General features: G+C 68.3%; 11 protein-coding genes and 2 tRNA genes. 9 read left to right on the forward strand and 4 right to left on the reverse strand.

Features of this window, described 5'->3' with window-relative positions:
- Nucleotides 1–524, reverse strand: a 524-nt coding sequence (locus ABZS51_RS40280; protein WP_355452930.1) for an MFS transporter, incomplete at its 3' end; no start/stop codon positions are given.
- An 8-nt stretch (nt 525–532) separates the two neighbouring features.
- Entirely contained in the window at nt 533–1,354 is an 822-nt protein-coding gene (locus ABZS51_RS40285; protein WP_355452933.1) for an oxidoreductase, read from the reverse strand.
- Nucleotides 1,355–1,513: 159 nt separating this feature from the next.
- Between ABZS51_RS40285 and ABZS51_RS40290 the strand changes: the two genes are divergently transcribed.
- The gene (locus ABZS51_RS40290; protein ID WP_355452936.1) at nt 1,514–2,215 is read left to right on the forward strand and encodes a helix-turn-helix domain-containing protein; all 702 of its coding nucleotides are present in this window, start codon (nt 1,514–1,516) and stop codon (nt 2,213–2,215) included.
- A 167-nt stretch (nt 2,216–2,382) separates the two neighbouring features.
- Here ABZS51_RS40290 and ABZS51_RS40295 read toward each other — a convergent pair.
- Nucleotides 2,383–2,459 (reverse strand) — tRNA-Pro (locus tag ABZS51_RS40295).
- A gap of 89 nt (nt 2,460–2,548) precedes the next feature.
- On the opposite strand from ABZS51_RS40295, the gene ABZS51_RS40300 reads away from it, so the two are divergent.
- Nucleotides 2,549–2,622: transfer RNA gene (locus tag ABZS51_RS40300), tRNA-Gly, on the forward strand.
- A gap of 225 nt (nt 2,623–2,847) precedes the next feature.
- Here the strand turns inward: ABZS51_RS40300 and ABZS51_RS40305 are convergent.
- The gene (locus tag ABZS51_RS40305) at nt 2,848–3,309 is read right to left on the reverse strand and encodes an ATP-binding protein (RefSeq protein WP_355452939.1); all 462 of its coding nucleotides are present in this window, start codon (nt 3,307–3,309) and stop codon (nt 2,848–2,850) included.
- A gap of 246 nt (nt 3,310–3,555) precedes the next feature.
- Between ABZS51_RS40305 and ABZS51_RS40310 the strand changes: the two genes are divergently transcribed.
- From ABZS51_RS40310 to ABZS51_RS40340, 7 genes are all read left to right on the forward strand, one after another.
- Nucleotides 3,556–4,422, forward strand: coding sequence for a helix-turn-helix transcriptional regulator (locus ABZS51_RS40310; protein ID WP_310712293.1), 867 nt, complete (start codon nt 3,556–3,558; stop codon nt 4,420–4,422).
- Nucleotides 4,423–4,590: 168 nt separating this feature from the next.
- Nucleotides 4,591–6,024 (forward strand): trigger factor, encoded by a 1,434-nt coding sequence (gene tig, locus ABZS51_RS40315; RefSeq protein WP_355452942.1) that lies wholly within the window; start codon nt 4,591–4,593, stop codon nt 6,022–6,024.
- 135 nt (nt 6,025–6,159) lie between these two features.
- Nucleotides 6,160–7,725, forward strand: coding sequence for a Na+/H+ antiporter (locus ABZS51_RS40320; protein WP_355452945.1), 1,566 nt, complete (start codon nt 6,160–6,162; stop codon nt 7,723–7,725).
- 111 nt (nt 7,726–7,836) lie between these two features.
- Nucleotides 7,837–8,469 (forward strand): ATP-dependent Clp protease proteolytic subunit, encoded by a 633-nt coding sequence (locus tag ABZS51_RS40325; protein ID WP_310712296.1) that lies wholly within the window; start codon nt 7,837–7,839, stop codon nt 8,467–8,469.
- An 11-nt stretch (nt 8,470–8,480) separates the two neighbouring features.
- On the forward strand, nt 8,481–9,104 hold the full coding sequence (locus tag ABZS51_RS40330) for an ATP-dependent Clp protease proteolytic subunit (protein ID WP_310712297.1): 624 nt from the start codon (nt 8,481–8,483) through the stop codon (nt 9,102–9,104).
- A 174-nt stretch (nt 9,105–9,278) separates the two neighbouring features.
- Nucleotides 9,279–10,562 carry an ATP-dependent Clp protease ATP-binding subunit ClpX gene (gene clpX / locus ABZS51_RS40335; protein WP_310712298.1) on the forward strand — a complete coding sequence of 428 codons (1,284 nt, stop codon included), beginning with the start codon at nt 9,279–9,281 and terminating at the stop codon, nt 10,560–10,562.
- Nucleotides 10,563–10,651: 89 nt separating this feature from the next.
- The gene (locus ABZS51_RS40340) at nt 10,652–13,216 is read left to right on the forward strand and encodes a valine--tRNA ligase (RefSeq protein WP_355452950.1); all 2,565 of its coding nucleotides are present in this window, start codon (nt 10,652–10,654) and stop codon (nt 13,214–13,216) included.
- Nucleotides 13,217–13,584 lie beyond the last annotated feature (368 nt).

Consider the following 13,584-nt stretch of genomic DNA (forward strand, 5'->3'; position numbering starts at 1 on the left):
ACGACGGGGATGTTGATGAGGAAGACCGAGCCCCACCAGAAATGGTTCAGCAGCCAGCCGCCCAGGACCGGACCGATGGGAAAGGCCAGCAGCGAGGCGCCCGCCAGCGTTCCGATCGCCTTCGGCCGCTCCTCCGCGGTGAACATCGCCGGGATCAGCGCCAGCATCGTCGGCATGATGAGCGCCGCTCCCAGGCCCAGCACGGCACGTGCCGCGATGAAGATCCCGGTCGAGGGGGCGTAGGCGGCGGCCAGCGAGCCGGCGCCGAAGATGACCAGCGCGACCAGGAGCGTCCTCTTGCGGCCCAGGCGGTCGCCCAGCATTCCCGCCGGGATCATGCCGGCGGCCAGCACCAGCGTGTAGACGGTGACGAACCATTGCAACTGGACGTTGTCGGCGTGCAGGTCCTCGGCCATGCTCGGCAGGGCCAGGTTGAGGATGGTCACGTCGAAGCCCACGGCCAGCGACGTGAGCACGAGCGCGGTGAGCGCCCACCATCTGCGTGAGTCGGGTTGGTGCGACATCGCGGGTCCTACTTCGTGGCGTTCATCATGAGCTTGTCGAACTCGCGGTCCGGCAGCGTCCTGTTGAGCTCCAGGAGCTGGTCGGCCGTCCAGCCGACCGGGTAGCGCGTCTCGGGCTTGCCGGCGTCGACGGCCTGCCGGATGGTGGTGGCGACCAGGCCGGGATCCGAGCCCTGGGTGCTCTCGCCGAGCTGCGTCTCGGCGCGTCTGGCCATGGCTTCCGCCATCTGCCCGTACGCGGTCGCGCCGGAGATCTCACGGAGGTCCTGTGCCGTACGGTCTTCGAACTCGGTCTTGATGATGCCGGGCTGGATGATCACGACGTCGATGCCGAACGGCTCCACCTCCATGCGCAGGGAGTCGGAGTAGGCCTCCAGGGCGTGCTTGCTCGCGTAGTACCAGCAGCCGAGCGGGAGCGCGATCTCGCCGCCGATGGAGGAGACGTTGACGATCGTGCCGGACCCTTGCTCGCGCATGTACGGCAGGACGAGCTGGGTCAGCCGGGCCGGTGCGAAGACGTTGACCTCGAACTGGTCGCGCGCCCGGTCGATGGGGATGTCCTCGGCGGCGCCGTGCAGGACGGTGCCGGCATTGTTGACGAGTACGTCGATGCGCCCCTGCTCCTCGACGACCGCGGCGACAGCGCGTTCCAGGTCCTCCGGCCGGCGTACGTCCATGGCCAGGGCGTGTCCGCCGGCGTCGCGGATGTCGTCCATCCTGGGTACGCGCCGCGCGGCGCCGTAGACGATGTGGCCGGCGCGGATGAGTTCGAGGGCGGTGGCCTTGCCGATGCCGGCGGAGGCGCCCGTGACGAGAACGACCTTCTCCATGATGAATCTCCTCTTCGGTGCAGGCCAACGGTAGAGTTGTGTTTTGCGTCGAGACAACTGACGGAACTCATATGGCCAGGTAGAAGGCCGTATATTGGTGCAACGAGCTTGCAGCTGAGTGCAACCGACCGAGGAGAGGACGACGTGCCAGGAGACCGGTTGACCAGCGAGGACCGCCGCCGCATCGCCGAAGGTCTGGCGGCCGGCCTGTCCTACGCGGAGATCGCCCGCCGGCTGGGACGGTCCAGGTCCACCGTCACCCGCGAGATCGCCAGGAACGGCGGCCCGCACGGCTACCGGGCGGCCCGCGCACAACACGCCACGAACTGGCGCGCCCGCCGCCGCAAGCGCGCTCCCCACGCCGACGTTCCGCACCCCACCGACAACCGTGACAACCGTGACGTCCGTACGGCCAGGGAGTTCGAGGAACAGTTCGTCGCCATGATGATCGAGAGCGGAATGGCACCCATGACCGCCAGGGTGTTCGCCGCGCTGTTCCTCAGCGAGGGCGGCAGCCTGACCGCCACGGAGCTCGTCCGGCAACTCCACGTCAGTCCGGCGACGGTCTCCAATGCCGCCAAGTGGCTCGAACAGCGGGCGATGATCGCCCGGGAACGCGAAGCCCGCCGGGTGCGTTACCTGGTCGACGTCGATGTCTGGTACCGCACCTGGGCGGCCAGCGCCAGGACGATAGCGATATGGGCCGACACCGCCCGGCACGGCGCCGGGATCTTCGGCACCGACACGCCGACCGGCGACCGGCTCCGCACCACCAGCCAGTTCTTCGCACTGCTCGGCCACGACATGGGCCAGGCGGCCGAGCACTGGCGGCAGGCCCTCTCCATGCAACCCCAGCGGTGAACTCCGTCAGGTGCGAGCGGCCGCCAGGGGGTTCTCACGTGGCGATGAAGTCGTACCCGTCCAGCTGGGCGCGCACGTCGGCGCCGGCCGTGAGGAGCTGTGGATCAGCCGGGAGACACTCAGAAGCCCACTCCCCGTCCGGGGGAGTGGGCTTCGTGCGGTCGTGCTGGTCGGGGCGACAGGATTTGAACCTGCGACTTCTTGCTCCCAAAGCAAGCGCGCTGCCAAGCTGCGCCACGCCCCGCTGCGCCGGGTACGCACACGCTCCGGGACTCCGGTACGCTTACGCCCTGACGACCGGTTGAAGTCTAGACCAGACCACGACCGGTTCGTGCGGACGTAGCTCAATGGTAGAGCCCTAGTCTTCCAAACTAGCTACGCGGGTTCGATTCCCGTCGTCCGCTCCAAAGGGCCTTCCCCTGGTGGCCCAGAGCTCTTCCGGCACCTCCACTCCCCTCTTGGGGAGTGCGAGCGTCCGCTTGGACCTCCGGGTCCTGGCCTCGCCCACCGGCCCGAACCCCGAGCGCCACCATGTCAAGAGGACGGGTGAGCTGTCGCACCGGCGTACTTCGAGCCGCGTAGCCCGACCAGCGCCGCTCCCCGGCCGTCCACGGCGACGTCGCGCCGCAGGCTCAGGAGCCGGCGTGGAAGAGCGCCCAGACGGCCTTGCCGCCGCGGGCCAGCGGGTCCCAGCCCCAGCACTGGCTGTAGGTCTCGACGATGTAGAGCCCTCGCCCGTTCTCCGAGACGAAGTCGGGCTCCTTGGGCATCGGCACCTCGTCGCTCGGGTCGGCCACGGCCAGCAGCACGTGCGGCGCCACCCTCATCAGCAGCAGCTGGATGCCCTGCGGTGCGCTCGAGTACATCGCGTACCTGACCGCGTTCGTCACCAGCTCCGACACCACCAGCGTCGCGTCGTCGCTCAGCTCCGACAGCCCCCAGCTCCGCAGCGTCGAACGCGTGACGTCGCGCGCGGTCTTGACGGAGTCGGCCTGGAAGGGGAGCGGGCACGAGGTCGTGTACGGCTTGCCGGCCGTCAGCAGGCTGTCGAAGCCCACCTCGCGCGTAATCTGCAGGCAATCGGCAGTGGCCAAGGAATCCTCCACCATCCCGCCGATACCTCCTGCTGCCCTCGATTTAGTGCATGTCTGGCCAAAATGCACTAGACCATCATGGGTCACGGGTCCGGGTGCCTGCAAGACCCAAATGCACGTGCATGTGCAATGTGCAGCAGCATGAGCGGTTACTCGGATGGGTATCCGAATCGGACACCAGGTTGGGACCTTGTCATACCCGACGATGTGGTGTCACTGTGTGTGCGGACCTTGATAGGAGGCAGAGTGACGCAGAACCAGCCGGGTTCCGGCCCTACGGCGCTGCGTATTCTCCTGGGCTCCCAGCTGCGCCGGCTCAGGGAGGCGAAGAGCGTCACCCGCGAGGAGGCGGGCCACCTGATCAGGGGTTCCGAGTCCAAGATCAGCCGTATGGAGCTGGGCCGCGTCGGGTTCAAGGAGCGCGACGTCGCCGACCTGCTCACCCTGTACGGCGTGACGGACGCCGAGGCCCGCGCCGCCGTCCTGGACCTGGTGACCAAGGCCAACGAGCCCGGCTGGTGGCACCGCTTCAACGACGTCCTGCCCACCTGGTTCCAGGCGTACGTGGGCCTGGAGGAGGCCGCGGAGCGGATCAGGACGTACGAGGTGCAGTTCGTGCCCGGCCTGCTGCAGACCAAGGAGTACGCCCGCGCGGTCGTCACCGCCGGAGCGGCCGGCGTCGGCCCCGACGAGATCGCGCGCCGCGTCGACCTGCGACTCGAACGCCAGCGCCTCCTCGACCGGCCCGACGGCCCGATCTTCTGGGCGGTCATCGACGAGGCGGCGCTGCGGCGCCCCATCGGCGGCGCCGAGGTCATGCGCGCCCAGCTGGAACACCTGGCGGACCTGATGCGCCAGCCCAACATCACGATCCAGATCATGCCGTTCAGCTTCGGCGGCCACAGCGCGGAGGGCGGCGCGTTCAGCATCCTGCGCTTCCCCGACCGCGAGCTGCCGGACGTCGTGTACGTCGAGCAGCTCGCCAGCGCCCTGTACCTGGACAAACGCGAGGACGTCGACCGCTACACCGAGGTGATGGAGCGGCTCTGCGCCGTCAGCACCACCCCGGACGAGACGGCCGCGTTGCTGCGGACCATCGCCGACGAGTTCTGAGGCCCGTCACGTCGCTGTCGGGTGCGCACCTGCCCTAGACTGGCCATCGGCGCTCGTATCCCGCCGTGGCGGAGCATGCCCCAGCGCCGCTCATGTGGGCGCGGCGCGTGAGCCGTACCGATTGGACGCGCCCGCGATCACTCGAAGCATGATCAAGGAGACCACCCCGTGAAGACCGCTGTCGAGGAGCTCAGCCCGACTCGGGTCAAGCTCACTGTCGAGGTGCCGTTCGACGAGCTGCGCCCCAGCCTGGATGCCGCGTACAAGAAGGTCGCGCAGCAGGTACGGGTCCCCGGGTTCCGCCCCGGCAAGGTCCCGGCTCGCATCATCGAGCAGCGCTTCGGCCGCGCGGTCGTGCTGGAGGAGACCCTCAACGACGCGGTGCCCAAGCTGTACGGCCAGGCCGTCGACGAGGTCGACGTGTTCCCGGTCAGCCAGCCCGACATCGAGGTCACGAAGATCGACGACGGTGAGCAGATCGAGTTCACCGCCGAGGTCGACATCCGGCCCAACTTCGACGTCCCCGAGTACAAGGACGTCGAGGTCGCCGTCGACTCCGCCGAGGTGACGGACGCCGACATCGACGCGCAGCTCGACGCGCTGCGCCAGCGCTTCGCCACGCTGACCGGCGTCGAGCGCCCCGCCACCTCCGGCGACTTCGTCGTCATGGACCTGCGGGCCGAGATCGACGGCAAGAACATCGAGGAGCAGCAGGCCAGCGAGGTCTCCTACGAGGTCGGCGCCGGCTCGGTGCTCCAGGGCCTCGACGACGCGCTCGAGGGCATGTCCGCGGGCGAGGAGAAGACCTTCCGCACCGAGCTCGTCGGCGGCGAGAACGCCGGCGAGCAGGCCGACGTGATCATCAACGTCAAGTCGGTCAAGGAGAAGGTCCTGCCCGAGCTCGACGACGAGTTCGCGCAGCTCGCCAGCGAGTTCGACACGCTGGAGGAGCTCAAGCAGAGCATCCGCGAGCAGTCCCGCCGCAACAAGCTGATCGACCAGGTCGTGCAGGCCCGTGACAAGGCCCTCGACACGCTGCTGGACAAGCTCGACATCCCGATCCCCGACAGCGCGCTCAAGGCCGAGGTCGACGCCCGCAAGCACAACCTCGAGCACCAGATCGCCGAGAGCGGCCTGAGCCGCGACGCGTTCTTCCGTCTCTACCAGACGACCGAGGACGAGCGCTTCGCCGAGTTCGACGCCAGCTCCCGCAAGGCGATCAAGGTCGGCTTCGTGCTCGACAAGATCGTCAAGGCCGAGGAGCTGGGCGTCAGCGAGCAGGAGCTGACCAACTTCGTGGTCCGCCGCGCCATGGAGATGGGCGTCCAGCCCAACCAGCTCGCCCAGCACCTGGCCGACAACGACCAGCTCACGCTGGCCATGGTCGAGATCGTCCGCGACAAGGCCAAGGCCGTGCTCGGCGACGCCGCCAAGGTCGTCGACAGCGACGGCAACGAGGTGGACCTCAAGGCCATCTACACCGAGATCAACGGTGAGGAGGTCGTCGAGGAGTCCGCCGAGGACGAGAGCGACGAGAGCGTCGAGGCCGCCGACCAGGCGGACGACACCGCCGGCAAGGCCGAGGACAAGCCGGAGGCGTAAGCACCCCGGGCGCGAGTCCGGAGCGCGGCCACCGTACGGGCCCACGGCCCGAGCGGTGAGCGCCCACGCACGCGCCGAAGCCCCCAAATTCTATGATTTGGGGGCTTCGTCCTTTTCTCGGGCAGAAGAGGGTCCATGGGCGACCAACCCTTCCTCGCGATCCTGGCCTTCGGCGTCGCGCTCCTCGTTCCGGGAGTGCTGTCCAAGCGCCTGAACGTGCCGGGACCGATCCTGCTGGTGCCGTTCGGCGCCGTGGTCGGGTTCCTGCCGGCGCTGCACGGGCTGCACGTGCAGCCGGAGGTGGTCCTCAACGTCTTCCTGCCGCCCCTGATCTACCGGGCGGCGTTCCTGACCGCGCCCCGCGAGAGCCGCCAGGACGCGCTCCCCATCACCATCCTCGCCGTCGGCCTGACCTCCGCCACGGCTCTGTGCGTCATGGTCGCCGTCGGCCTCGCCGTACCCGGCCTGCCGTGGGCCGCGGCGCTCGCGCTCGGCGCGGCGATCGCCCCCACCGACCCCGTCGCCGCCACCTCGGTGCTGCAGCGCGTCGGCGCCCCCAGGCGCCTCGTGACGATCCTGGAAGGCGAGAGCCTGCTCAACGACGGGGTGGCGCTCACCCTGTTCGGCCTGGCCCTGTCCGGCCTCAGCGGCGAGGTCACCGTCGCCGACGGCGTCATCGAGCTGCTGCGCGTCGTCTGCGGCGGCATCCTGTACGGCCTGGCGGTCGCGTGGGTCATCGGCAAGGTGCGCCGCGTGTTCCACGACCCCGGCAGCCAGATCGTGCTGTCGCTGCTGACCCCGTTCGTCGCGTACCTGCCGGCCGAGCACTTCGGGGTGTCCGGCGTCCTCGCCACCATCGTCACCGGCTTCGTGCTCGGCATCAGCCCTCAGGGAGTGCTCCAGCCGGCCTCGCGGCTGAGCGGCCAGGTGTTCTGGCGAGTGCTGTCCCACCTGCTGGAATCCACCCTGTTCGTCCTGCTGGGCGTGCAGATCATGGACGTGTTCCACGAGGTGCGCGACCTGCCCTGGACCCAGCTCGCTCTCACCGCCCTCGTCGCGATGGCCGTCGTGATCGTGCTCCGGCTGGCCTGGACGGCGCTGGTGCTCGCCCCCGTACGGCTGGGGAGGCCGATCGAACGGCGTCAGCGGCTGGTCCTCGGCTGGGCCGGGATGCGCGGCGCCATCACACTGGCCATCGCCCTGTCCATCCCGCTCGACGCCCCGAACCGGGCCCTGCTCATCTTCCTGGCCGCCTGCGTCGTGCTGGTCACCCTGGGAGTGCAGGCCACGACGCTCGCCCCGGTGCTGCGCCGGCTGGGCGTGGGAGAGCCCCAGGAGGAGGTCCAGGAGGACGCCACGGCCAGGGAGGCGCTCCTGGAGGCCGCGCTGGCCCGCCTGGACGAGCTGGCCGCCGACGACAAGGTGGACGACCGGACCGCCGAGGTGTTCCGGCAGCTGTTCGAGCTCCGCCTCGACCGGGTCCGCGAGGTCCTCGGCGACCTCGACGGCGACGGGGAGGGCGCGGACGCCGATGCCGGCGCGGAATCGCACCACGTCGGGCTCCGGCGGGAGCTCATCCGGGCCCAGCGCGACAAGTTGCGACACCTTTACCGCAAGGGCGTCATCGGTGCCGACACCATGCGCAAGCTTGACCACGAGCTGGACGTCGAGGAGCGCCGCAGGGTCTCCGGAGGGGCCTGACCCAACCTGCGCCGTCAGCGAACAGTACGTGGAGCGGGCATGACCTGTGGGCGGCGCGCGTTAAGGTCACAAGCAAAGCCAATCGATTACGACGCATCGGAAGGTGACGCTGTGACCAGCCCGCCGACCTTCTATCAGCCTGAGTCGCGAGGCCGTGAGAACGGCTCGTCCTTCCGGCTTGAGGACCAGCTTTACCAGCGCCTGCTGCGCGAGCGCATCATCGTGCTCGGTCAGGAGGTCAACGATGAGATCGCCAACCGGATCTGCGCGGAGCTGCTCCTGCTCGCCGCGGACGACCCCGACCGCGACATCACCCTCTACATCAACTCGCCCGGCGGCTCCGTCAGCGCCGGAATGGCGATCTACGACATGATGGAGTACGTCCCCAACGACGTCTCCACGGTCGTGATGGGCATGGCGGCCTCGATGGGGCAGTTCCTGCTCTCCGCGGGCACCAAGGGCAAGCGTTTCGGCCTGCCGCACGCCCGCATCATGATGCACCAGCCGTCGGGCGGCATCGGCGGCACCGCGGCCGACATCGCCATCCAGGCCGAGCAGATGCTGTACGTGAAGAAGACGCTGGCCGAGCGGATCGCCTTCCACACCGGGCAGCCGCTGGAGCAGATCGAGGCCGACTCCGACCGTGACCGCTGGTTCACGGCCGACGAGGGCAAGGACTACGGCTTCATCGACCACGTCGTTCGCAGCGCTCGGCAAGTGCCCTCGCAGGGCCCCGTCTCCTAGGGGGAGCTGAAGTGAACATCGAAAGCCGCTACGTCCTCCCCTCGTTCGTCGAGCGCACGTCCTACGGCGTGAAGGAGATGAACCCGTACAACAAGCTCTTCGAGGACCGCATCATCTTCCTCGGGGTGCAGATCGACGACGCGTCGGCCAACGACGTCATGGCCCAGCTGCTGACGCTGGAGTCGCTCGATCCCGACCGTGACATCAGCATCTACATCAACTCGCCCGGCGGCTCCTTCACGGCCATGACGGCGATCTACGACACGATGCAGTTCGTCCGGCCGGAGATCCAGACCGTCTGCCTCGGCCAGGCCGCCTCCGCGGCGGCCGTGCTGCTGGCCGGCGGCACCCCGGGCAAGCGCTTCGCGCTGCCCAACGCCCGGGTCCTGATCCACCAGCCCTCCACCGAGGGCGGCGGCCAGGGAAGCGACATCGAGATCCAGGCCCGCGAGATCCTTCGCATGCGATCCCTCCTGGAGGACATCGTGGCGAGGCACTCCGGAAAGTCCTCCGCCGAAGTCCGCAAGGACATCGAACGCGACAAAATTCTCAACGCGGACGAGGCGAAGGCGTATGGTCTGATCGACGACATCATTCCGTCGCGGAAGAAGCGAGCTCAGGCGGTTGCTTCCTGACGAGGATGTGACGCACCGGAGCGCTGCCCAATAGGGCACGTTCCGGTGCGACTCGCCGCCAGGGGGCTCACTGAGGGCCCAGAAGACGGTAACGTCGAAACCTGAGCGGTTCGGACCGGGTCCGGAGGACACGGATCGCGGAGCAGGGCGGTCCCACGCAAAGGAGTATCTGGGGTGGCACGCATCGGCGACGGGGGAGACCTGCTGAAGTGCTCTTTCTGCGGGAAGAGCCAGAAGCAAGTCAAGAAGCTCATTGCCGGTCCAGGCGTCTACATCTGCGATGAGTGCATCGATCTCTGCAACGAGATCATCGAGGAGGAGCTCTCCGAGTCCTCCGAGCTCAAGTGGGACAACCTGCCCAAGCCGAGAGAGATCTACGAGTTCCTCGACGCCTACGTCATCGGTCAGGACAAGGCGAAGAAGGCACTCTCGGTGGCGGTCTACAACCACTACAAGCGGGTGCAGTCCGGTGACCGGGGCAGAGACGACGGCCTGGAGCTGTCCAAGAGCAACATCCTGCTCCTCGGGCCCACGGGCTCCGGCAAGACACTGCTCGCACAGACGCTGGCGAAGATGCTGAACGTGCCCTTCGCCATCGCCGACGCCACGGCCCTCACAGAGGCCGGCTACGTCGGCGAGGACGTCGAGAACATCCTGCTCAAGCTCATCCAGGCCGCCGACTACGACGTCAAGAAGGCCGAGACGGGCATCATCTACATCGACGAGGTCGACAAGATCGCCCGCAAGAGCGAGAACCCGTCGATCACCCGCGACGTCTCCGGCGAGGGCGTCCAGCAGGCGCTGCTGAAGATCCTGGAAGGCACCACCGCGTCGGTGCCGCCGCAGGGCGGCCGCAAGCACCCGCACCAGGAGTTCATCCAGATCGACACCACCAACGTGCTGTTCATCTGCGGCGGGGCGTTCGCCGGCCTGGAAAAGATCATCGAGTCGCGGGTCGGCAAGAAGGGCATCGGCTTCAACGCCGTCATCCGCTCCAAGGAGGAGATCGACACCGTCGACATCTTCTCCGACGTGATGCCGGAGGACCTTCTCAAGTTCGGCATGATCCCCGAGTTCGTCGGCCGGTTGCCGGTCATCACCTCGGTGCACAACCTCGACCGCGAGGCGCTCGTCCAGATCCTCACCGAGCCCCGCAACGCGCTCGTCAAGCAGTACCGCAAGCTCCTGGAGCTCGACGGCGTGGAGCTGGAGTTCACCGACGACGCGCTGGAGGCCATCGCCGACCAGGCGATCCTGCGCGGCACCGGCGCCCGCGGCCTGCGCGCCATCCTGGAGGAGGTGCTCCAGTCCGTGATGTACGAGGTGCCCTCCCGCAAGGACGTGGCCCGCGTCGTCATCACCCGCGAGTCGGTGCTGGAGCACGCGATCCCCACGCTCGTACCGCGCGACCAGCTCGCCGCCAAGCAGCAGCGGACGCCGCGCGAGAAGTCGGCCTGACCGGCAGGCCGGAGTCTTCGTCCCCGCGTACGCCCCATGGTGCAAACCGTGGGGCGTATCGCTTTCCCGCCTCCCTAGAATGGGGCACTGTGACAACGCCAGAGCTGCCCACCCAGTACACCCCGGCCGACGTCGAGACCCGCAGCTACGAGCGATGGGTGTCCGAAGGCTACTTCCACGCCGAAGCCGGCAGCTCTCGCGCGCCGTTCAGCATCGTCCTCCCGCCGCCCAACGTGACGGGGGTCCTGCACATCGGGCACGCCCTCGACCACTCCATCCAGGACACGCTCACCCGCCGCGCCCGCATGCAGGGGCGCGAGGCGCTCTGGCTGCCCGGCATGGACCACGCCGGCATCGCCACCCAGAACGTCGTGGAGCGCGAGCTGGCCAAGCAGGGCCTGTCCCGCCACGACCTCGGACGCGAGGCGTTCGTGGAGCGCGTCTGGGAGTGGAAGGAGGAGTCCGGCGGCCGGATCCTCGGCCAGATGCGCAAGCTCGGCGACGGCGTGGACTGGGAACGCGAGCGCTTCACCATGGACGAGGGGCTGTCCCGCGCCGTCCACACCATCTTCAAGCGGCTCTTCGACGACGGGCTCATCTACCGCGCCGAGCGCATCATCAACTGGTGCCCGCGCTGCCTGACCGCGCTGTCCGACATCGAGGTCGAGCACAGCGAGGACGAGGGCGAGCTCGTCTCCATCCGCTACTCCGACGACATCGTCGTCGCCACCACCCGGGCCGAGACGATGCTCGGCGACACCGCGGTGGCCGTCCACCCTTCCGACGAGCGCTACGCGCACCTCGTCGGCACCATGGTGGAGGTGCCGCTGACCGGGCGGATGATCCCGATCGTCGCCGACGAGCACGTCGACCCCGAGTTCGGCACCGGCGCGGTCAAGGTCACCCCAGCCCACGACCCCAACGACTTCGAGATCGGCCGCCGCCACTCCCTGCCGTCGCTGACGGTCATGGACGAGCGCGGCGTGATCACGGCCCACGGACCGTTCGAGGGGCTCGACCGGTTCGAGGCGCGCCCTGCCGTGGTGGCCGCGCTGCGGGCCGAGGGCCTGATCGTCGCGGAGAAGCGGCCGTACCTGCACTCGGTCGGCCACTGCTCGCGCTGCAAGACCGTGGTCGAGCCACGGCTGTCGCTGCAGTGGTTCGTCAACGTCGCCCCGCTGGCCAAGGCCGCGGGCGACGCCGTGCGCGACGGCCGCACCCGCATCCACCCGCCGGAGCTGGCCAAGCGCTACTTCGACTGGGTCGACGACATGCATGACTGGTGCATCTCCCGCCAGCTGTGGTGGGGCCACCGCATCCCGGTCTGGTACGGCCCGGACGGCGAGGTCGTGTGCGTCGGACCGGACGAGGCTCCGCCGGAGGGCTACACCCAGGACGCCGACGTGCTCGACACGTGGTTCTCCTCGGGTCTGTGGCCATTCTCGACCCTCGGCTGGCCGGAGGCGACGCCCGAGCTGGCGCGCTTCTACCCGACCTCGGTGCTGGTGACCGGTTACGACATCCTGTTCTTCTGGGTGGCCCGGATGATGATGTTCGGGCTGTACGCGATGGACGGCGAGCCGCCGTTCCGCGTCGTGGCCCTGCACGGCATGGTCCGTGACCAGTACGGCAAGAAGATGTCGAAGTCGTTCGGCAACGTCGTCGACCCGCTCGACTGGATCGAGCGCTTCGGCGCCGACGCGACCCGCTTCACGCTCCTGCGCGGTGCCAACCCCGGCGCCGACGTCGCGGTCAGCGAGGAGTGGGCGGCCGGCTCCCGCAACTTCTGCAACAAGATCTGGAACGCCACGCGCTTCGCGCTCATGAACGGCGCGACGACCGGCTCCCTGGACGAGCTCGACCTGACGCCGGCCGACCGCTGGATCCTTTCGCGCCTGCAGAGCGTCATCTCGACGGCCGACGCGGCCTTCGAGGAGTTCGAGTTCGCCAAGGTGTCCGACCTGCTCTACCACTTCGCGTGGGACGAGGTCTGCGACTGGTACCTGGAGCTGGCCAAGATCCAGCTCGGTGAGGGGCTGGAGCACACCAGGCTCGTGCTCGGGCACGTCTTCGACGCGCTGCTGCGGCTGCTGCATCCATTGGTGCCGTTCGTCACCGAGGAGCTGTGGCGGGCCGTCACGGGCGGCGAGTCCATCGTGGTGGCCCCCTGGCCGGTGGTGGAGTCGGCCTACGTCGACGCCGGCGCCGAGAAGGAGATCGTCGCGCTGCAGGAGCTGGTGACCGAGGTCCGCAGGTTCCGCTCCGACCAGGGGCTGAAGCCGGGGCAGAAGGTCGCCGCCCGGCTCGGGCTGGCCGGCACGACTCTCACGGGGCAGGAGGTGGCGATCCGCTCCCTCCTGCGGCTGACCGAGCCGGACGACGGGTTCTCCGCCACCGCCCGCCTCGCCGTGGGCGAGGTGACCGTCGAGATCGACACGGCGGGAGCCATCGACGTGGTCGCGGAGCGGAAGCGGCTGGAGAAGGACCTGGCCGCCGCCCGCAAGGAGGCCGCGCAGGTGGCGGCCAAGCTGGGCAACGAGCAGTTCATGGGCAAGGCCCCCGATGACGTGGTGGCGAAGGTCCGAGGACGCGCTGAGCAGGCCCAGGCGGACATCGCGCGCCTTGAGGCACAACTCGCCGGCCTGGGTGTTTGAGACCTCCCAGTACGGGGAACGCTCTCTTCTTACAGAAGTTGGGTCTTGGGACCCCGCGCGGGCTGGTAGAGTTTTCCGCGCGGGGCCAGTTGGCCCGGATCTCCTCTGACTGAGCCGAACTTCTGGCTGCGTTCACCTCGTGTTGGACAAAGGCTGAAAGTTCGAGTAAGTTAGCAGGGTTGCCTCGAAGCGGGGCAGAGCCGGTATCTACCGGATCGGGCGGTTTGACAAGAACCACTCGAATCTGATAGGATACCGACAGACGGAATGTAAGCCTCTCGCAGTTCCGGGGAGTACGCGTCCGTTTCTTGAGAACTCAACAGTGTGTTAAAAGCCAGTGCATGATGCACAACCCCGTCATTTCGGTG

The organism is Nonomuraea sp. NPDC005501, from assembly GCF_040605905.1.
Lineage (GTDB): Bacteria > Actinomycetota > Actinomycetes > Streptosporangiales > Streptosporangiaceae > Nonomuraea.